This window comes from Enterococcus italicus DSM 15952 (genome assembly GCF_000185365.1).
Taxonomy (GTDB): domain Bacteria; phylum Bacillota; class Bacilli; order Lactobacillales; family Enterococcaceae; genus Enterococcus_G; species Enterococcus_G italicus.
Map to the genome: position 1 here is coordinate 1,911,014 of NZ_GL622241.1, position 20,831 is coordinate 1,931,844.

Here is a 20,831-nt window from a genome sequence, read left to right on the forward strand (position 1 = left end):
TGTTCGCTCCTTTTCTTATATGTGAAAACAATTATAGCAAATTAAGAAAGCATTAGAAAGCTTTCATCAAACAAAAAAAGAAGTTTTCCGAAGAAAACTTCTTTTTCTTATTCATTATGCTGAAAGAGCGACTTTTCTTGCCAGAGCTAAGCAACCCATCGTACCCGCGTTGTCTTCCAAAGCCGGAGTAACAATGTACTCATCCAATGATGGTGTTTTTACATAGCCTTTCATCAAATTTGTAAAGGCTTCGTGTACTTTTTTGACCATGTGTTGTTGTTTCATTACACCACCACCTAGGATAATTACATCAGGTGAAAGCATCAAGGTTGTATTGTACACGCATTGAGCGATGTAATCTGCTTCAATTGTCCAAAAAGGATCTGATTCTGGGACATCGGCTCCTTTTTTGCCTAGACGTTTTTCGATTGCTGGACCAGCAGCCATCCCTTCTAAACAATTGCCATGGAAAGGACAATTGCCTTTATATGAATCATCTTCATGAGGAACGATAAGCATATGGCCCATCTCCGGGTGACTAAAGCCTTCTACAAATTGGCCTTTTTGGATTGCTCCGCCACCAACTCCTGTACCGATTGTATAATACACAACGCTATCTAAGCCTTTGCCATGGCCAAAAACATATTCACCGTATGCAGCAGCATTTACGTCAGTCGTCCAAGCAACTGGTACAGAAAATTCCTTCTTCATTGCGCCCACAAAATCATAATTTTGCCAAGCGAGTTTAGGCGTAGAGGTAATGTATCCGTAAGTTGGTGATTCTTCATGAATATCAATTGGTCCAAATGATCCAATCCCAATTCCGACAAGCTCTGTTTCAAATTTTTTGAAGAAAGCTATCACCTTTGCCATTGTTTCTGCAGGAACTGTTGTTGGAAAACTTTCGCGATGCAAAATCTCCAAGTCTTCATTCCCTACTGCACAAACAAATTTTGTTCCTCCTGCTTCGATAGATCCATATAACACGTAACTGTCCTTCTTTCTTTTAAACTTAGTTGCCTTTTTCAGTTGCTTTCGTCAATGCTAAAACTGCATCCTTATGAGATACGTGGCCATCAGTTACGACAGCAACCTCAGAGTAATTCGGTGTATTCGTAACAATTTGCATCACTGTCGTATCGTAGCCAGCTTCAGCAATTTTTTGACGATCAAATGTTCCTAATACATCACCTTGCTTCACAACTTCTCCTTGTTTACGATCAGAAGAAAAATGTGCACCTTCAAGATTAACTGTATCAATACCGATGTGCAACAATACTTCAGCTCCATCGTTTGATTGAATACCAAAAGCATGTTTTGTTTCATAGACAACCGATAGTACCCCACTAACAGGTGCGTAAAGTGTGTTATCAGTCGGGATAATGCCAATTCCTTTGCCCATTAATTCAGAAGAGAAAACGGGATCGTTTACTTCTTTTAAATCAACAATGTCCCCTTCGACTGCTGCAGCGATTACTTCGTCTGATGCTTCATTTGTTGGTGCTGAATTGATTGAGACAGCTACATCATCTGTCGCTTCGACAAGTGGTTCATTCATTTTCTTGCGACCGTAAACATAAGTCAGCACAAATGCCACGATAAAACTGATACATGCAGAAATAGCAAAGCCTTTGTATCCACCACTAGCTATTGAAATAAATCCAATCACACCAGCTGAACCTAGTGCTGCTGCTAATACATGGAAAATACCGATAAAGGCACTAGCAATACCAGATGCAATCATCGCACAGATAAACGGAAATTTCAATTTTAAATTGATCCCAAAAATTGCAGGCTCAGTGATCCCTAATAAAGCAGATACGCTGGCAGTAGAAGCCAATGCTTTTTGTTTTTCATTTTTTGTTAATAAAAATACTGCGAACGCTGCCGCACCTTGTGCAATATTGGCCATTGATGCGACTGGAAAGATAAATGTACCCCCTGTTTTAGCAATATCAGCGATTAACGTCGTTTCAATTGCTGGGAAGCTTTGGTGTAGTCCAGTAATCACGATTGGAGAATAAAATAATCCTAGTACCGCTAAACCAACTGGGCCAGCTGTATCATACAACCAGACTAAGCTCGTTGTCAGACCATCGCCGACACCGCGCATCACAGGACCTACGACTGTAAATGTTAAAAAGCCAGTAATAATAATTGCTAACATTGGTGTGAATGTAAAGTCTAAGACAGTCGGAATTTTTTTATGCAAGAATTTTTCAAGTGTAGCTAAAATGTAAGCAACGGCTAACACAGGTAAAACAGATCCTTGGTAACCAGCTTGGGCTACGTTTAAACCAAAGACATTCCAATAAGGCATGGTGCCTTCTGCAATCGTATTGGCAACATTGTAGCCATTAACTAAGGATGGCATTACCATCGCCATCGCCATAGCAGCACCTAGGTATGGATTTCCGCCAAAACGTTTTGTTGCTGAGAAACCAACCAAAATTGGTAAGAACGCGAATGGTGCCGATGCTAATAAATTAATAATAGAAGCGACATCGGTAATTGCTGGGTACATTTGCACCAAAGATTGTGCGCCAAATAATTTTTCAGCTGTTAAGACATTGTTGATTGCCATCAATAACCCACCTGCTACTAAAGCTGGCATTAATGGAACAAAGATATCTGATAGCACTTTCACAAAATTCATCATTGGATTTTGTTTTTTTCCTTCTTGTGCAACTGCTTTTAAGTCTTCAGTCGAAGCCTCTTTCACTCCTACGATCGTGACAAGTTCTTCATAGACCTTATTCACATCTCCAGGTCCGATAATAATTTGATACTGGCCATTTGTTTCAAATGTGCCTTTGACATCTGCATTGTCATCTAATGCTTTTTGGTCTACCTTGCTTGAGTCTTTCAAGACAAGACGTAACCGTGTAGCACAATGCGCTGCTGCAACGAAATTCTCTTTACCCACTGCATCGGCCACTTGCCGTGCAACTTCTTTGTGATTCATTTGAACTCCTCCTTTGAAAACGTTTTTCATCATTATGATACCTGATTTTAAAAAAATGTCAAACGTTTATCAAATTATTTTTTTATTGAATTTAGAAAAACACTCAAAACACTTTTAAATAAACTTTATTATCTAATGATACATTTGATTATCGTTTGACATTTAGCACAATTAAAGCTATCCTTATGGAAAAAGAATGCGGTTTCTATATAGGAGGAAAGAATGAACAACATTACTGAATGGACAGATGCTTTACGATATCAAGATTACGAAGATTGGTCGGATGAATACCTGTCTAACTTAAAAACACAACAGCGCGATTCTCCCTGGCGCTTTGCTTACCATATTCAGCCAGAGACTGGCTTATTAAACGATCCAAACGGCTTTTCCTATTTCGATGGGCAATGGCATCTCTTTTATCAAGCCTATCCATTTGGCCCAGTGCACGGCTTAAAATCATGGTATCATTTAACTTCAAAAAATTTAGTCGACTGGCAACGTGATCAATTACGCTTATTGCCTGATACCTCTTTTGATAGCCACGGTGTCTATTCAGGATCGGCGCTACCTGTCGATGATAAGCTTTTCTTGGCATTCACTGGTAATGCTCGTGACAAAAACTGGGAGCGCCACGCCACGCAACTAGGTGCTTGGATGACTCCTGATTATCATGTAGAAAAGCTTGCAACGCCATTGATTCCCGCTCCACCAACAGGCTATACTCAACATTTTCGTGACCCACAAGTATTTGTTTATGAAGAAAACTATTACTTATTGATGGGGACCCAAAATGACGCAAAAGAAGGAAAAGTCCTACTATACAAAGGAACTTCATTGACCGAATGGGAACTCGTCAATGAATTACACTTTTCAAGCGAACAAATGGGCTATATGATAGAATGTCCGAATTTAGTTTTTGTGGATGACAAGCCAGTGCTTATTTTTTGTCCCCAAGGATTAGACAAACAGACTTTTGATTATCAAAATATTTATCCGAATCTATATGTCATAGCGGATGACTTTGATCCTGAATCAGCAACGTTGATTACCCCTTCTGATTTTCATAATCTAGACGAAGGGTTTGATGTCTACGCTACTCAGGCTTTTCAAGCACCAAATGGCCGAGCGCTAAGTGTCGGCTGGGTCGGTCTACCTGATGTGACGTATCCATCTGACCAAGAAGGCTGGGCTCATTGTCTCTCGTTAGTACGTGAACTACGGATTATAAAGGGCCAATTGTACCAACAACCAGTTGCTGAGTTAGAAACTTTGCGCCAAGCAGTCCTTCCTATGAGTGACCTACAAGGTGTTTTCTATCAGCCAGAAAGTAATTGCTATGAATTAACACTAACGATTCCTGCCGATGAAGAAAGCACCCTGACCTTATTCGCTTCAGCTGAACATGATTACGGATTTGATATTCATTGTGATGCAAAAAATGGTATGATTACGGTAGATCGAGGACGAATGGCCTTACAAGTAAATCCAGACTTTGGGACAAGTCGCACAATGAACGTGGCACCCAACGCTGCCATCGAGCTACGCCTATTTGTGGATGGTTCGATTTGCGAATTATTTGTCAATGAAGGCGAAAGAGTCTGCACTAGTCGCGTCTTTCCTAAGAAAGAGGACACGACGATTTTACTAGACGGTGTTGCTGATAATAGCACACTATGGTCCCTTCGTTCGATTCATTTAGACGACTAAAGGAGCAAAGGTATGAAACTAACGGATGTTGCCAAGCGAGCAGGTGTCTCACCAACGACTGTGTCGCGCGTCATTAATAATTACGGATCACTAAGCCAAAAAACGATTGATAAAGTCCATGCGGCGATGAAAGAGCTCAATTATCAGCCCAACGCTGCCGCTCGTTCGCTCCAAGGAAAAAATACACAACTGATTGGTTTGTTGTTCCCATCAGTCGCGCATCCTTTTTTTGGTGAGTTGGTCGATTTATTGGAGACGAAATTATTTGCGCGCGGCTACAAAACGCTTTTATGTGACTGTGCTAGTAATAGTGAAAAAGAACGAAGCTATCTCCAAATGCTCGCCGCAAATAAGGTCGATGGCATTATCGCTGGTGCTCATAATTTAGGCATTCAAGAATATGAACAGATTCATTTACCGATTATCTCTTTTGACCGTCAGCTGGCCACATCAATCCCAATTGTCGGCAGCGATAACTTCCAAGGTGGTTATTTAGCCACTCAAGCGTTGCATCAAAAAGGGGCACGAAAAATCGCCATTATTACTGGTAGTTTGGCCTCAAGCTCCCCGACAAACAATCGTTTACAAGGCTATCGCTCGTTCTTAAGTGAACATCAGTTAGATGAACAATTATTTTCCTTTGCTTCATTCGAACATTCTTATGTTCTAAAAAAAAGAAAAGTCAAACAAATTCTATCCGAACAATCTTTCGACGGCTTATTTTGCACAGATGATTTGACCGCTATTTTAGTCTGGAATTGTTGCCAAGAGCTAGGGATTTCTTTACCAGATGACTTGAAGCTGATTGGCTATGATGGCACAACATTCATCCAAAACTTCTTCCCACAGCTTGCGACGATAAAGCAGCCATTGGAAGAAATCAGTACGTTACTAATCGACTTATTATTGTGCCGAATCGCATCGCCTACTAAAGAACTTGAAGCACTCTATGAACTTCCATGTACGGTGATCAATGGCCAATCTCTATAATGTAAGGGAGTGTGACAGAATTTTGTCACACTCCCTTTTTTCTCTTTATTCGTCACTGTCTTGTTTTTCTGAAGCTTTGACGTAATCAATCGCTACAACGAGAGCAACAATCGTATCTTCGTACCTAGTATCTCTGATTTGGATGGCATAAGAATCTCCCCAGCTAATCCATTTTTTGTTTATTTTTGCGACTTGCTTTTTGCCATTCGTGACAGTAAACGACATATCCCACCAGTCCCCATTCACTTGTAAGTCACCAATGGAAATGCTGTATTTGGGACGGAGGAAGGAAAATTGCTTTTTGATCACAATCGTTTCGCCATTAGCCATATCTACATAAAAGGTCGGAAAAAAAGCCACGATTTTCTTTTTCATCTTGGCAACCAGTTTTCCATCGACTGACTGTAAACGAAATTCTTTTGGAATTTTTAAGACGCTGCCTTTTACTTTGTAACGCACGTCTCCTTGTTCATCTGTCACCGTAAATTTCTCACCAACTGAAAAAACTTTTTGCTTCATGTAAAGTGTACTCATTCGTTTGACCTCCGATCGTTTTGGACATCGCCAGTATTGATGACTGGCTGTGTACCTTTATCTGTAATAATGGATACCAATAAATTATTGATTAGCTGAACTTTGCGGTCATCAGTAAAGGCAATGTCTTGATTGGCTTGGATTTGTTGCAATGCCATCTGTGTCATCGTGACCGCACCTTCTACGATGGTTTGGCGAGCAGATAAAATGGCTCGCGCTTGCTGCCGTTGCAACATGGCACTAGCAATTTCTGTAGCGTACGCTAAATGATTGAGACGCGTTTCAATCACTTCGACGCCCGCAACTTGTAGCCGCTCTTGAAGTTCTTGGGCTAATTTTTCTGATACTTCATTTGTATTGCCTCGTAATGTAAGATCATCATCATTAAACGTGTCATAAGGATATTGAGAAGCAATGTGTCGAATCGCCGTTTCACTCTGAATTTCCACAAACTCTTGGTAATAATCGACATCAAACAATGCTTTGGCGGTATCTACGACCCGAAAAACAACGACCGCTGAGATTTCAATTGGATTGCCATCTAAGTCATTGACTTTCAAGGTGGCACTATTAAAATTACGCACCTTCAGCGAAAGATTGATTTTTTGTGTCAATGGTGTCGTAATAAATAGGCCATTGGATTTTATCGTTCCTAAATACTGACCAAAAAAGAGAATCGCTTTGGCTTGATTGGGACTCACAATTGTTAGTGAGCTAATAAAAAGCAAGGCAACCAACGTCACGACCACACTCAATACAATTTTCCAGACACTTTCTTGAACCACACCCAAGTAAAACAAGTACGCATCCGCAAATAAGACCAATACTAGAATCGTTAAACCTAGGTAACCATTCACATGAAACGTATTCTTTTCTTTCATTCTCTAATCCCTCCTCTCCTCTATTATCGCACATATCGCCAAAAAGAACACTTCACAAGAAAAAACTCGACTTCCAAAAGGCGAACCTCTTGAAAATCGAGTCATGATTATTACGCAGTAACACTTGGGGCAATCGCTGCTAAACGAGCTGAGCGCTCTTCAGCAGATAAGTTGTGTTTAATAACATATCGGTTATTGCCACTCGCTGCACAGTCATATGAGCAAGCGCCTAAATGTTTGTGTTCATTTTCTTCAGAACACAAAATTTGGCGATTACATTCTGGATTGGCACAGTTGATGTAGCGTTCGCAAGGCGTACCATCGAACCAGTCTTTACCGATGACTTGTTTGTCGACGTGGTTGATTTCTACACTAATACGATCATCAAAGACATACATTTTACCATCCCAAAGCTCGCCACGAACTTCTGGATCTTTTCCGTACATAGCAATCCCGCCATGTAGTTGAGCAACATCTTTGAATCCTTCTTTTACTAACCAACCTGAGAATTTTTCACAACGAATCCCACCGGTACAATACGTTACGACACGTTTGTCCATAAATTGTTCTTTGTTGTCTTGAATCCATTGCGGTAACTCGCGAAAGTTACGAATGTCTGGGCGTACAGCGCCACGAAAATGACCTAAGTCAAATTCATAATCATTGCGCGCATCAATTACGACAGTATTTTCATCCAGTAGTGCTTCTTTAAATTCTTTCGGTTCTAGATATTTCCCAGTAATTTGATGGGGATCAATATCATCTTCTAAATGCAAGGCAACCAATTCTTCACGCGGTCTGACAAACATTTTGCGGAAAGCATGCCCTTCTGATTCATCAATTTTAAACATCGTATCAGCAAAGCGTTCGTCAGCAAGCATATGCTCCATATAAGCATCTGTCGCCTCGATTGTTCCTGATACTGTGCCGTTAATTCCTTCGTTTGCTACTAAGATACGTCCTTTCAGACCTAGAGATTTACAAAATGCTAAATGCGTTTTAGCAAATGTCTCCGGATCTTCAATGTGCGTATAATTGTAGTATAGTAAAACACGATAGTCCATATATTGTGTCTCCTCCTTAAATTCATACGAAAGAATTATAAAAAAAACAAGCAAAAAAAACGAGTTTTTTGCTTGTTCATTTCTTTACAATGTATTCTTTATTCTTTAAGCTAAGTTTTCCTTAAAGAAACTAGCAACTAATTCCATCGTCGCCCCTTTGACAAGATGCTTCTCACGCTCTTTTACAAATGTGATCTGTTCGGATGGATTTTGTAAAACAAATCGTTCGACATGACTAATAGGAATTTTTTCATCCGCTGTTCCGTGCCAAAATAACAAGGGACGATTGCCTCTTTTTTGAGGCTGCTGCGCCAGGTCATAGGCATCCGTCCAGCCTAACAAATCTTGGTAATCTTTGGGTAAAAATAGTTGAAATATCCGCGCATGACCTTGCAAGCGATCCTTGTAGGCTTGTAAGTCTGGTGACCCCATAATACATGCAGCTGCCTGTATTTCGGGATGATGGGTCAGTAATGCGCATGTCGTCATGCCACCCATCGAAACACCACCAACCCCTATTTTGCCATTTGTTACATTCAGTCGCTGAAAATACGCCACAATACTTTCAAATTCAAAGAGATTGGTATGAATACTTTGCCAAAAGGTCAAGGACGGAATCGTTGATTTGTCTGTTTTGCGCTCACCGTGATTCATCGCATCTGGCAGAACTACACGAACGCCTTCATTGGCTATTTTGCGTGCTTGGGTCAAAACAAGTTCTTTGGATGTCTGCCAGCCATGGTAATAAATTACTAGCGGCAATGCTTGATACACTTGCTCTTGAGAAACGACTTCTAAGACTGGAATCGTGCCGATGATTCGTTTTCGAATGGCTAATTTTTTATGACTCATACCTATCCCCTTTTAAAGATTGCTTAATGGCTTGCTGAACAGCTACACCGACTTTTTCGACTGGTTGTGGTTTGATTGGCGTTAATGCTTGCTGAATGATGGGTAGTTTCTTACTAAATAAAATCATTCGCGCCATCGCACGCGAATACTTGCGCCCCTCTCCATACAAGAGACTTGGTTTAATAAAGGCCACTGGAAACGACTGCTTTTCTAAGAAAGCCTCAGCTTGTTTTTTCCAGTAGAGATACCCTTGATGAAATGGCAAGCCGTGAGCAGCTGATACGTAGATAAACAAATCAGGCTGACTCGAACCAAGACTAGCAACCATTAATTTAACTAATTCATAATGGTAGCGCTGGTAAGTGAGTTGTTTGGCTTTGTTTTCAACTAATAGACCAATTGCATCGATCAGCACATCCCCTGACTTCACGTGCTCTTGCCAGTCAGTTGGCGTAAAGACATCCGCACGTACCCACGTTACTTGCTCCATCCATGGCTCAACTTGTTTAGGCTTTCCACTTCTAGAAATACTAATTACCTGATACTCAGCAGTTGCCAGTTGCTTAGCAATACTTTGACCGACAAATCCACTACCACCAAAAATAACGACTCGTTTATTCATTGATACACTCCCTTTCTTGGTAGGATACACCAATACCGGTCATAGCACTTACCATCGAGAATAACGGCGAAAGCAAACTAAAAAAAGCAAACGGGGCATACGTCAGAACCGGAACGCCAAAAGTGGTTGCCACAAAACTTCCTGCAATCCCCCATGGAACTAGATAATTGATCACTGTGCCACCATCTTCCAATGTCCGACTTAAAACGACGGGGGCTAATTTTTTCTTTGCATAGACTTCTTTCAAGGCATTTCCTGGTAAAATGACCGATAAAAATTGTTCACCAATAAATATATTTACCCCTATACTCGCGATTAATGTGAAAAAAATCAATGAAACAGTCTTTTGAAAGAGCGGACTCAGGCGATTTAAGACCGTCGCAATCAAGTTCGTTTCAATTAACACTCCTCCTAAAGAGAGCGCTAAAATAATTAAGGCGATGGTCGGTAACATACTCTCAATGCCACCTCTTGTTAGCAATGTGTCAACTTCAACATTGCCAGTATGTGATTGGTAGCCTTCATTCATTAACGTAGCCAATTGTTTGAATAGTACGGCTTTGACTTGGATGAAGTACATAGCTGACCCGACGACAATATTTAATAAAATTGTCGCAATTGCAGGTATTTTTTTCCAAGCACACAAAAACATCACAAGGATTGGTAACAATGACCATGGAGAAATGAAAAAATTCTCTTTAAGCAGCTGTACCGTTTGATCGATAGTCGTTAAACTAGCTGATGCATTCGTATGACCTAAGAACAGAAATAAGATCAACGAGATGAAAAAAGCTGGAACGGTCGACCAGAGAAGATGCTTAATGTGAAGAAATAAATCTACCTCGACAACGGCAGCAGCAAGGTTCGTCGACTCAGACAATGGCGACATTTTATCACCAAAAACAGCCCCAGACACAATCGCTCCCACCACTAATGCTGGCGAAAGGCCTAGCGTCACGCCCACACCGAATAGAGCAATACCAATCGTTGACATGACGGTAAAAGCACTACCGACTGCACTGCCGATCACAGCACAAACAATAAAAATTGATGGCACGAACCATTCAATACGCAAAGTCTGAAAGCCATAAACCATTAAGGTTGGAATAATTCCCGCTTGAATCCAGACGGCAATCAAGGCTCCCACCAAAATAAAAATCACAATTGGAATAATTCCTGGTCGGATTCCTTCGACCATTCCTTTATGAATTGCATCAAACGAGCGATCTTTCCAATAGACATATCCCGTTAATACCATCAATACAATCAAAACTGCGATCAAGGCACTCATCTGCACAAAAATGACAAAATACGCCAAAGTAGCAAAAATAACAAGCAAAACAAGACTTGCTTCAACAAATGATGAATTTTTTTTTAACTATATATAATTCCTCTTTTTATCTCTAGATAGCTTCAGTTTAGCATATTTTTTTGCGACTCACCTTAGCATTCGCAAACTGACGAGTATCCATTCAAGAAATCATGCAAACGACCATAATCCTGAGACACAAAAAAATCTGTCTTTTAAAATCGTCACGGGGACCACCAGTTCCAAGCAAAAAGTCCCGAAAATCCAAAAGTTTGAACAACAACTTTCGAATTTTCAGGACCTTTTACTTGGAGCTTTTCAGCTTCAATCTTTTTGGTAGGGTGGCCACACAATCGCCATTGTGCGGCCTAATTTTTAATTAGCGACCTTTTTGAATGTCTACTAAGATTTTCGATTGTGATTTGTCTCTAGTCAAAAGACCGAAGCCTTCTTCCACAATTTCTTCTAATTCAATTTTTCTTGTAATCACTGGATCAACAGCTAATTGACCACTTGCAATCGCTTGAATTGTTTGGGCAAATGTCGTACGGGTATAGGCAATGGTCGAAGTGATTTTCACACCAGAGTTAATCAATTGCATTGGGTGCCAAGATATTTCATGAGCAAAAATAGACACAATGACCATCATGCCGCGTGCTTTCGTAACATCTATCGCTTGTTTGACTGTTACTTCAACGCCCGCAACTTCAAAAGCAACATCGACCCCGCCGTTTGTCATCGCACGGATTTCCTCAACAACATTTACTTTTCCTGAATTCAACGTGACTGTCGCACCTAATTCTTTGGCTTTTTCTAAACGTTCTTCTGACAAATCACAAACGATAATATCCACCGCACCAGCAGCCTTGGCAGCAGCAGCCACTAAACATCCGATTGGGCCGGCTCCAAAAATAGCAACTTTGTCACCAAATTTTACGCCGCCTTCTTTACACGCTTGTACAGCAACCGCTGTTGGTTCAACTAAAGCTCCTTCTTCAAAAGACATTTCATCTGGCAATTTGTACACGTAATGTTCTGGAATGGTACAATATTCAGCGAAGCCGCCATCTCTTGCCAAGCCAATAAAGTTATAGCCATCATACAAATCAACTTCTTCAGCTTTTGCTTCATTTGACATCGTAGGAAAAATAGCTACACGATCGCCAACTTTTACATCCTTCACTTGTGAACCAACTTCTTCGATCGTTCCAGAAAATTCATGCCCCATCGTTAAAGGCGCTTGACCTTTTGCAAATGGATCTGGTTGATCAACGGGAATAAAAATTGGTCCTTCTAAAAATTCATGTAAGTCTGAACCACAAATCCCAGTAAATGCTACTTTTACTCGAACTTCATCTGGTTCACACGCCTTTACTTCGACATCTTCTACACGGACATCTTTTTGTCCATGCCATACTGCTGCTTTCATTTGACATTCCTCCATGCATTGTTCATTCGTCACGTTTCCTTCAAAACATGTGAAGCACTTAGATAATAAGCAAACAGTGTGCCAAAATTAAAACAGTTGATACAATCGTACTTTCTTAAAAATACTGTAACAAATCGGAAAGTTTTATGAAACATCATGTTACAAAACGTATCACGATGTATCGTATGCTTCGAATGGAAAAGACAGAAAAACCAGAAGTTGCCTTTCCAACTTTTGATTTTTCTGTCTTTTTACTTATAGTAGAACTTCTGACACACGACCTTAAATACGAATAAACCTTTTAGAATACTAAACTATACGGATTTTCCAAGTAGAAAATAATACGACCTAAAAATTCTGCTGCAGGTGAACCATCAATGATTTGATGATCAAATGTTAAGCTTAATGGTAATTTCTTCAACTCAACAACTTCATGGTTGTCATCAAATGCAAGTTGACTTTGCATTGAACCAACCCCTAGGATACCAATTTCTGGCGAGTTAATAATCGGTGTAAAGTATTCTGCTCCACTCTTACCTAGGTTGCTAATTGTAAATGTCGACCCAGTATAATGTTGACCAGCTAGTGAACCATTACGAGCTTCTGCAATTCGACTGTTTAAAGTTTTACCTAATTCAGTTAACGTCATACGATCAGCGTTTTCTACCACAGGTACAACCAAACCATCTGCTACTGCAACTGCCATACCTAGATGAACGGCTTCTTGTTTTTCGTAAGCTCCATCATGATACCAAGCATTCATTTCTGGTGTTTCTTTCAAAGCTAGAATAACAGCTTTTGAAAGCAATGTTGTGATACTCAATTGACCGTCTTTCAAAGCAACACTTGATTTTGCTTCAATTTCTTTCTTGAACTCTAGTAAATTGGTAATATCCGCTTTTTGCTGAATGGTTACTTGTGCGGTTGTTTGTAGACTGTGCATCATGCGTTCAGCAATTGTCTTACGCATACCCTTCAATCCTGCACCAACAGTAGATGGTGCCACAGCTGCTGCAACTGGTGCTGCTGTTGGTTGATGGCGTTCTACATCTCGACGCGTAATACGTCCATTTCCACCTGAACCATTAATTTGTGCAATATCATACCCTTTTTCCGCCGCCAATTTACGAGCTAAAGGCGTAATGAAGATGCGTTCGCCTGCTTTTCGTTCTGGAGCTGGTGCTGCTTGAGGGGCTGGTGTTGCTACTTCAGTTTCTGGTGCTTCCCATTCAGCTGTTAAGCTGGCTGACGAAGTTGCATCAGTGGTTGTTTCGCCCACTTGTTCGCCTGCATCCCCAATCAAACCGATTGGTGCAGTACATTCAGCGTCGTCACCTTCTGCAACCAAAATTTTGATTAGTGTTCCATCAATTGGAGATTCTACATCATAGCTCAATTTTTCTGAACTAATCGTACAAACGACTTCACCTTTAGCGACTGCATCGCCTTCTTTTTTCGCCCAATTATCGACGGTTCCTTCTGTCATTGTAAGCCCTAATTTAGGCATTGTAATTTCTGTTGCCATTCACTATCCACCTCCTCTTATTTCTTTAAGTCCGCGATTAATTCATTTGCAGTTTCTAATACACGGTCTGCATTTGGTAAGTATAATTGTTCTAAGTTTGTAGCAAATGGTACGGGCGTATTTGGTGCACAGACACATTTAATTGGTCCATCTAGATAATCAAATGCTTTGTCTCCGACGATAGATGCGATATCTGTCGCAGTATTATTATGTGGATTGGCTTCATCAATCACGATTAAACGACCTGTCTTCTTCACTGACTGAATAATCGTTTCTTGATCCCACGGTGCTACAGTAACCAAGTCGATTACTTCTACAGAGATGCCATCTTTCGATAATTTGTCTGCCACTTCAAGAGCAACATATAACATTTTTCCGATAGTCACAATGGTCAAATCCGTTCCTTCTTGTTTTACTTTTGCTTTTCCGATTTCAACAGTATAGTACTCTTCTGGCACTTCACCTTTTAAGCCATAAAGAGTCTTATCTTCAGAGAAAATAACAATGTTGTCATCTTCGATAGCAGCCGTTAGTAATCCTTTAGCATCATAAGGGTTAGAAGGGACAACTACTTTGACCGCTGGAATAGAGCCAAAAATGCCATAATATGATCCTGAGTGTTGAGCAGCGGCACTTGCGCCTGCACCATGGCACGTACGGACAGTCATCGGAATTTTCGCTTTTCCTCCAAACATATAGCGCATTTTAGAGCCCTGAGCTAAGATTGTGTCAAAACAAAAACCAATAAAATCATTAAACATCAATTCAGGGACTGGACGTAACCCTGTAGCAGCAGCACCAACTGCCGCTCCCATGTAGCCCATTTCTGAGATTGGTGTATCAATCACACGTTCGCGACCGAATTTAGGCATCAGACCTTTTGTGACACCAAACACGCCACCCCAAGCATCTTCATTTGACTCTTCTAAGTGAGGAACCTTTGCTCCTCCGGCAATATCTTCACCAAGTAAGATTACTCGATCGTCACGCTCCATTGATTGTTCTAATGCTTCGTTAATAGCTTTCATAAAAGTAATTTTTCTAGTCATGTTTCTTCTCTCCTTTTTCTCTGCTTAGTCTGCGAATACATCTTCATACAATGCTTCTGGGCGTGGAACGGGACTTTCTTCAGCAAATTTAATGGCATGCGCAATATCAGTAGTTGATTTCTCAGCAATTTCTTCTGCTTCTTTTTTCGTTAATAATTTTTTCGCAATTGCTTTTTCGATAAATTCTGGAATACAATCGCGGTCTTGGCGATTTTTTTCTTCACCATCTATATTTTTGTATTTTTGTTCATCACCTTCAAAGTGACCGTAATTACGATACGTTACACATTCAACCAGTGTTGGCCCTTCGCCTTTTCGTGCACGCTCGATTGCTTCCCCAGTAGCTTCATAGACTGCAAACAAGTCATCGCCATCCACTCTTACACCGGGAATGCCATATGCTGCTGCACGTTCGGCGATTGTTTTAGAACCGGATGAATACCATTGCGGTGTTGCTTCCGCAAATGAGTTATTTTCGTTAACAAAAATGACCGGTAATTTCCAAATCGACGCCATATTAATTCCTTCATGGAACGTCCCTTCATTCGCAGCGCCATCACCAAAGAAACACACCGCAACATCTTTTGTTTTTAGATATTTATTGCGTAAGCCCGCTCCGACAGCGATTGGGAAGCCGCCACCGACCATACCGTTAGCCCCAAGCATTCCTTTACCAACATCGGCGATATGCATCGAGCCACCTTTTCCTTTATTTAAGCCCGTTTCTTTCCCATAAATTTCAGCCATCATGCCATCTAAGTCGCAACCTTTTGCGATACAGTGTCCATGACCACGGTGCGTACTTGTAATATAATCATCATCTGTCAAATTCGCACAGACGCCTGTTGCAATTGCTTCTTCGCCAGCATATAAGTGAACGAATCCTGGAATTTCACCTGTCGTAAAAATATCATGCACTTGGTTTTCAAAATTACGGATATCGTACATTGTTTTTAGGATCCATTTTGCTTGATCTTTTGTCATTTTTGTCATTTTCTTTTCCTCCTTATTAACCATGAATTGCTCGTCCAAATAATGAATTGCTCGTCTCACCAATCACTTCAGAAAGCGTCGGATGGGCAAAAATCATTTCATCAAGCTCATCAATTGTTCCTTCTGCTTCTTTTACAGCTAAAATCGTATGAATCATCTCTGTTGCATGGCTTCCGACAATTACTGCTCCTAGAATTTGATGGTAGTGTTTTTCACTAATTATTTTGACAAATCCATCTGTTTCCATCGCTGCAATGGCTTTCCCATTTCCTGAAAAAGGCATCATCTTCACAACTACATCTTGATATTGGGCTTTCGCTTCTTCTTCAGATAGTCCAAAACTTGCTACTTCAGGACTAGTATAAAGACAACGTGGGACAGATGTTTTATCCACTGGGAATTTCTCAGTACCAAACATCGCCTCGACAGCGCGTATCCCTTCTTGACTGGCAACATGTGCCAATTGATAACCTCCGACGACATCGCCTATTGCATAGATACTTGGAATACTGGTCTGATACGTATTGTTTACGCGAACGAAACGGCTTGCTTCATCCAATTCAATCTCCAGTTGACTCGCTAAAGTCAAATCTGGTTTTCGACCAGCAGCTACGAGTAAGCGATCATATGCCACAGCTTTCCCAGCTACGATGACTTCCTTATCGGTTACTTGGTCAATTTTTGCAGAAGTCGTAATGGCAATGCCCATTTTTGACAATTTCTTTTTGATGATTTTGCGCGCTTCTGGATCTTCCGTTAGTAAAATATCTTTGGCTACCTCTAATAATGTTACGTCTACGCCCAATGGTTTCATTGCAAATGCCAACTCGACTGCAATAATCCCACCGCCGATAACGACAAGTTTTTTCGGTAACTCAGTCATCGAAAAGAACGTATCGGTCGTATCATAATGTGCGTGTTCAATCCCATTAATCGGTGGCACAAAAGGTTTTCCCCCTGTCGCCAATAAAATTCTTTCAGCATGCAATGCTTTCTCAGCTACCTCGACGCACGTCTTAGAAACTAACGCAGCCTCACCTTCGATATAATCAATTTTATTACTCGAAAACAAATGCTGAATGCCCGATTGCAGTGTTTGAACGACGCCATTTTTTCGCTCGACCATTTTTGAAAAGTCTATGGCATTGAGCGTAGTATCTACACCATGTTTTTTTCCTTCTTCTAATGATAAGAGCCAATGCGCATGTTGCAGATAGCTTTTCGAAGGTATACAGCCTACATTTAGACAGGTACCTCCTATTTTATTCTTTTCGACCACAGCTACTTTTTTGCCAAGTTGTGCAGCTTTAATCGCCGCAACATAGCCGCCCGGTCCAGCGCCAATGACAATTAAATCATAGTTTGTCATGAATTGTCCCTCCTTATTGATTACGCTTTCATTTTAGTAATAAGCAAGTTGCATGCCAACTTTTTTGTGAAACCAGAGAGAACATCTCTCCTTTCACAAATCCTTGCTATATGACTGATTTACGGTGTTATGTAACAAATAACTCCGACCATATTATTAAGCTTGAAACACACATTTTGGAACCGCTTACCATCTTGAGACATATTTGCTACAAAGATCTGATACAGTTTGTCTCATTAACGAGTTTCTGAGACACAAAAAAAGAGAAGTCTCCTTCTCTTTTTTGGCTTCAAACTATTTTTTGCTTAAAAAACAAATTTCTTCTCAATTTACTTTTTTTCACAAAAATTTACCAAGACAACTCATATTTTTTTAGTTTGCGATACAGTGTTGCTCGTGAGATATTTAATGTTTCTGCTGTTTTTGTCATATTGAAATGGCTCGCTTCTAACGCTTCTTCAATCCGATGTTTTTCTGATTTTATTTTTCTAGTAAAGATAGGTTCGTAGGAATTGGTTGAACCCTGATTTAGGTAAATGCTACCTGTTTGAATTAAGGCGTTCAATTCATCCTCTGACGGTTCTGAATCAGAGTAAAATATCGCCACTCGCGATAGAAAATTATTGAACTCGCGGATGTTACCGTACCAAGGATATCCTATGGCGACTTTTTCAATTTTCCACTTCCAATCAATTTCCCAATGATTGCTCACCATAAATCGGTCAACCAGTGGAGCAATATCCTCTAAGCGCTCTCTAAGAGGTGGAATGCGGACCGTACATACAAACAAACGATAAAATAGATCTTCTCGGAACTTGCCTTCTAGGGTTAACTTCCGTAAATCCTTGTTACTTGCCGTAATTAAGCGAAAATCAGTCATGACCGGTTTTCCACTAATAGGGGTCACCATCTTGTCTTCTAATACACGAAGCAAAGATTGTTGCATCTTTTCCGGCATACTATCAATCTCATCTAAAAATAAGGTGCCACCATTGGCTTGTGATAATTTTCCTTCAAACCCTTTCGCATTGGCGCCAGTAAACGCGCCTGGTGCATAGCCAAAAAGCTCACTTTCCAATAAATTCTCACTAATAGCCCCACAATTAATAGCAATCAAAGGGCCATTTTTTTGTGGACTATTTTGGTGAATGGTCTGCGATATTATTTCCTTTCCACTACCTGACTCGCCAAAAATATGAATTGGCACACTCGTTGTAGCGACCTTAATAACCTGATTCAAAAACTGTTGGTAACTCTTACTTCTAGAAGCTACACCTGGATAGGTCGGTGTGTTACCCTTTTCATTTTTCACTTGATACAATTTGTATTTGTAACCGATTAGTTGGCGATTACGCATAATACTTTCTTGATCATAAATCATTGCTGAACTAATGATTTTACGCATATCCTGCCCTATATGAAACTGATCTGCCATACTAGGCGGTACTTGAATAATGCGAAAATGCGCATCACAAAAAAGAACTTCTTCTAAAAAAGACTTTGCGTACTCTAATAAATCATTTCGTCGTTGAATGTGCCGTTTCATCAGCTGATTGGATATTTTTTGCGTCAGCATCGTCAATAGTAAAAATGAATCCTTCGCCGTCGAGTTTTGATACGTTGATATATCTAGGACTCCGAGAATTTCATTGTTTTCATCAAGAATTGGTGATGCCGCACAACTCCATTTTCTTGATGCTGCCGAGTAATGTTCTTCCAAAGCAAGACACTCATCTTCTTTTGATCGCAAGGCCAGACCGATAGCATTTGTACCGACTTCTAACTCTGACCAATTACTTCCTTCACGAAAGGCAATCTCATTGGCAAAATCTCTTGCTTGATAATTTCCCGTTCGCCAAATAATATTTGCTTCATTATCGGTTAGAATAAATAGTTGATTTGTTAAGTGAAACTGTTTTTCAATGCGACTTAATTCCGCTTTAACAAGTTGGATGAGTTCTTGATTCTCTTGTTGCTTCGTTGTTAAGTCACTAGCAGTTAAAATTTTTGGTGGTTTGACTAAAAAAGGATCCACATGGTTTTGTAAACAGAATTGCCATGAATTAGCTATTTTTGATGGAAGCTGCGTTAGGACTCTCGTTTCTCCTTGTACAAACTGCTTCCAAATTTGTTTTTCCATCTAATCATCTCCTTTAATCCTTTACACTATTATACAACAAGATTGTGAAATAAAAAAAAGAAGTCTATCTGCCCTTAAATTCTGTCAATCGAGATGGATTCACTAAGCCTTTTTCTTTTATTTCAGTCTAAAGTCTGTTTTTCCCCCTTGCTGCCGTCTTCTTTTTTACATCTTTCCAAAAAAAAGTTATACTTTTTTTAAAGACTAGGAGGGGGAAATTTGGAAGAGAAGAAGCACCGTTGGATTGAATTTTTAGGAGGAAAGAATTTACTATTTACTTGTACCTCAGTTTTATTAATTGGGGCGTGTATTTGGGTATTATCTAAAATCTCTTTTTTTTTCACACCATTTGCGATTATTTTATTTGCTATTTTACCACCAGCTATTTTTGCGATTGTTTTGTATTATATGTTTCATCCGCTAGTTCATCAGCTTGAGAGGTTTCTACCTCGAATTTGGGCAGTATCGTTACTCTTTTTAGCGGTCATTGCTTTATTGGTCTTAGGAGGGGTACTTATCTTTCCAAGTATTCAAGAACAGTTGCACCAATTAATTGACGAATTTCCAACCATTTTTTCAGATGTGCAACAGCTTGTACAAAACTTTTTTGCCAAGACACCATTTGCTGACGCCATCAACCAATCACAAAGTTCACTTAACGAAGTTTGGTCAAAAGTTGGGAACTTTTTAGAAAACTATCTTCAAAAAGGAGCACAAGGAGTTGGTAGTGTCTTTTCAGCGGTTTCGACGACTTTAATTACATTGGTCACCGGACCGATTATTGCTTTCTTTTTATTAAAAGACAATCATCGCTTCTATGAAACAAGTAAAAAAATCTTGCCACCAGTCATGCGAAAAGATGCAAATGAGATCGCCCAAATTGTCAACCAACAAATCGGGGCATACTTAAAAGGACAAATTATTTTATCAGTCATCTTAGGTATTATGTATTGGCCGTTTTTTTTACTGATTGGATTGCCTTTTTCAGGTATATTAGCGATTGCTGCCGGTATTTTGTGTATCATTCCTTATATCGGACCATTTGTTGTCTTTTTACCTGGATTGATTATCGCTTTACAAGTTTCTTGGATGATGGCCATCAAATTTTTGATTGTCTGGTTTGCTGTCCAAGCTGTCCATGGTCATTTAGTCGTCCCTAGAGTCATGGGGGACAAATTACAAATTCATCCCGTTACGATTATTTTTGTACTATTAGTAATGGCTGAGTTATTTGGCTTAGTTGGTGTAATTTTTGGTATCCCAATCTATTGCTTCATAAAAGTGCTCGTAATATATCTGTTCCGTCGCTTCAAACGGCGCTACAACCGCTTCTATGGCGAAAAAGGACGGTATGAAGAAACCGAGTTTTCTAAAGATGATTATTTAAAAGAATAACAAAAAA

General features: G+C 40.0%; 17 protein-coding genes. 3 read left to right on the top strand and 14 right to left on the bottom strand.

Going from position 1 to position 20,831, the window contains the following annotated elements; translation table 11 throughout:
* Positions 1-114: 114 nt before the first annotated feature.
* Both scrK and HMPREF9088_RS08905 read right to left on the bottom strand, forming a co-directional pair.
* Positions 115-987, bottom strand: a complete 873-nt coding sequence (gene scrK / locus HMPREF9088_RS08900) for a fructokinase ScrK (RefSeq protein ID WP_007208887.1) — start codon at positions 985-987, stop codon at positions 115-117.
* A 25-nt stretch (positions 988-1,012) separates the two neighbouring features.
* On the bottom strand, positions 1,013-2,965 hold the full coding sequence (locus tag HMPREF9088_RS08905) for a sucrose-specific PTS transporter subunit IIBC (RefSeq protein WP_040366919.1): 1,953 nt from the start codon (positions 2,963-2,965) through the stop codon (positions 1,013-1,015).
* Positions 2,966-3,187: 222 nt separating this feature from the next.
* Between HMPREF9088_RS08905 and HMPREF9088_RS08910 the strand changes: the two genes are divergently transcribed.
* On the top strand, positions 3,188-4,672 hold the full coding sequence (locus HMPREF9088_RS08910; RefSeq protein ID WP_007208889.1) for a sucrose-6-phosphate hydrolase: 1,485 nt from the start codon (positions 3,188-3,190) through the stop codon (positions 4,670-4,672).
* Positions 4,673-4,684: 12 nt separating this feature from the next.
* Complete coding sequence (locus HMPREF9088_RS08915) at positions 4,685-5,662, top strand: LacI family DNA-binding transcriptional regulator (protein WP_007208890.1); 978 nt, start codon at positions 4,685-4,687, stop codon at positions 5,660-5,662.
* A 45-nt stretch (positions 5,663-5,707) separates the two neighbouring features.
* Here HMPREF9088_RS08915 and HMPREF9088_RS08920 read toward each other — a convergent pair whose 3' ends face one another.
* From HMPREF9088_RS08920 to HMPREF9088_RS08975, 12 genes are all read right to left on the bottom strand, one after another.
* Positions 5,708-6,196 (bottom strand): LURP-one-related/scramblase family protein, encoded by a 489-nt coding sequence (locus HMPREF9088_RS08920; protein ID WP_007208891.1) that lies wholly within the window; start codon positions 6,194-6,196, stop codon positions 5,708-5,710.
* Complete coding sequence (locus HMPREF9088_RS08925; RefSeq protein WP_007208892.1) at positions 6,193-7,077, bottom strand: SPFH domain-containing protein; 885 nt, start codon at positions 7,075-7,077, stop codon at positions 6,193-6,195. The genes HMPREF9088_RS08920 and HMPREF9088_RS08925 overlap by 4 nt, the downstream gene beginning before the upstream one ends.
* A 110-nt stretch (positions 7,078-7,187) precedes the next feature.
* Entirely contained in the window at positions 7,188-8,141 is a 954-nt protein-coding gene (trhO, locus tag HMPREF9088_RS08930) for an oxygen-dependent tRNA uridine(34) hydroxylase TrhO (protein WP_040366921.1), read from the bottom strand.
* 105 nt (positions 8,142-8,246) lie between these two features.
* Entirely contained in the window at positions 8,247-8,993 is a 747-nt protein-coding gene (locus tag HMPREF9088_RS08935) for an alpha/beta fold hydrolase (protein ID WP_007208894.1), read from the bottom strand.
* Entirely contained in the window at positions 8,983-9,615 is a 633-nt protein-coding gene (locus HMPREF9088_RS08940) for an SDR family oxidoreductase (protein WP_007208895.1), read from the bottom strand. The genes HMPREF9088_RS08935 and HMPREF9088_RS08940 overlap by 11 nt, the downstream gene beginning before the upstream one ends.
* Positions 9,608-10,954 (bottom strand): Na+/H+ antiporter NhaC family protein, encoded by a 1,347-nt coding sequence (locus HMPREF9088_RS08945; protein WP_007208896.1) that lies wholly within the window; start codon positions 10,952-10,954, stop codon positions 9,608-9,610. Before HMPREF9088_RS08945 ends, HMPREF9088_RS08940 begins: the two co-directional genes overlap by 8 nt.
* Before the next feature lie 349 nt (positions 10,955-11,303).
* The gene (locus HMPREF9088_RS08950; RefSeq protein WP_040366922.1) at positions 11,304-12,353 is read right to left on the bottom strand and encodes a 2,3-butanediol dehydrogenase; all 1,050 of its coding nucleotides are present in this window, start codon (positions 12,351-12,353) and stop codon (positions 11,304-11,306) included.
* 301 nt (positions 12,354-12,654) lie between these two features.
* The gene (locus tag HMPREF9088_RS08955; RefSeq protein WP_007208899.1) at positions 12,655-13,878 is read right to left on the bottom strand and encodes a dihydrolipoamide acetyltransferase family protein; all 1,224 of its coding nucleotides are present in this window, start codon (positions 13,876-13,878) and stop codon (positions 12,655-12,657) included.
* 17 nt (positions 13,879-13,895) lie between these two features.
* Entirely contained in the window at positions 13,896-14,927 is a 1,032-nt protein-coding gene (locus HMPREF9088_RS08960; protein ID WP_007208900.1) for an alpha-ketoacid dehydrogenase subunit beta, read from the bottom strand.
* 24 nt (positions 14,928-14,951) lie between these two features.
* On the bottom strand, positions 14,952-15,920 hold the full coding sequence (locus tag HMPREF9088_RS08965; protein ID WP_010731441.1) for a thiamine pyrophosphate-dependent dehydrogenase E1 component subunit alpha: 969 nt from the start codon (positions 15,918-15,920) through the stop codon (positions 14,952-14,954).
* A gap of 16 nt (positions 15,921-15,936) precedes the next feature.
* Positions 15,937-17,289, bottom strand: coding sequence for a dihydrolipoyl dehydrogenase (gene lpdA, locus HMPREF9088_RS08970; RefSeq protein ID WP_007208901.1), 1,353 nt, complete (start codon positions 17,287-17,289; stop codon positions 15,937-15,939).
* A 349-nt stretch (positions 17,290-17,638) separates the two neighbouring features.
* On the bottom strand, positions 17,639-19,429 hold the full coding sequence (locus HMPREF9088_RS08975; RefSeq protein ID WP_007208902.1) for a sigma-54-dependent Fis family transcriptional regulator: 1,791 nt from the start codon (positions 19,427-19,429) through the stop codon (positions 17,639-17,641).
* A gap of 219 nt (positions 19,430-19,648) precedes the next feature.
* Between HMPREF9088_RS08975 and HMPREF9088_RS08980 the strand changes: the two genes are divergently transcribed.
* Positions 19,649-20,824, top strand: coding sequence for an AI-2E family transporter (locus HMPREF9088_RS08980; RefSeq protein WP_007208903.1), 1,176 nt, complete (start codon positions 19,649-19,651; stop codon positions 20,822-20,824).
* The last annotated feature ends 7 nt before the right edge of the window (positions 20,825-20,831 follow it).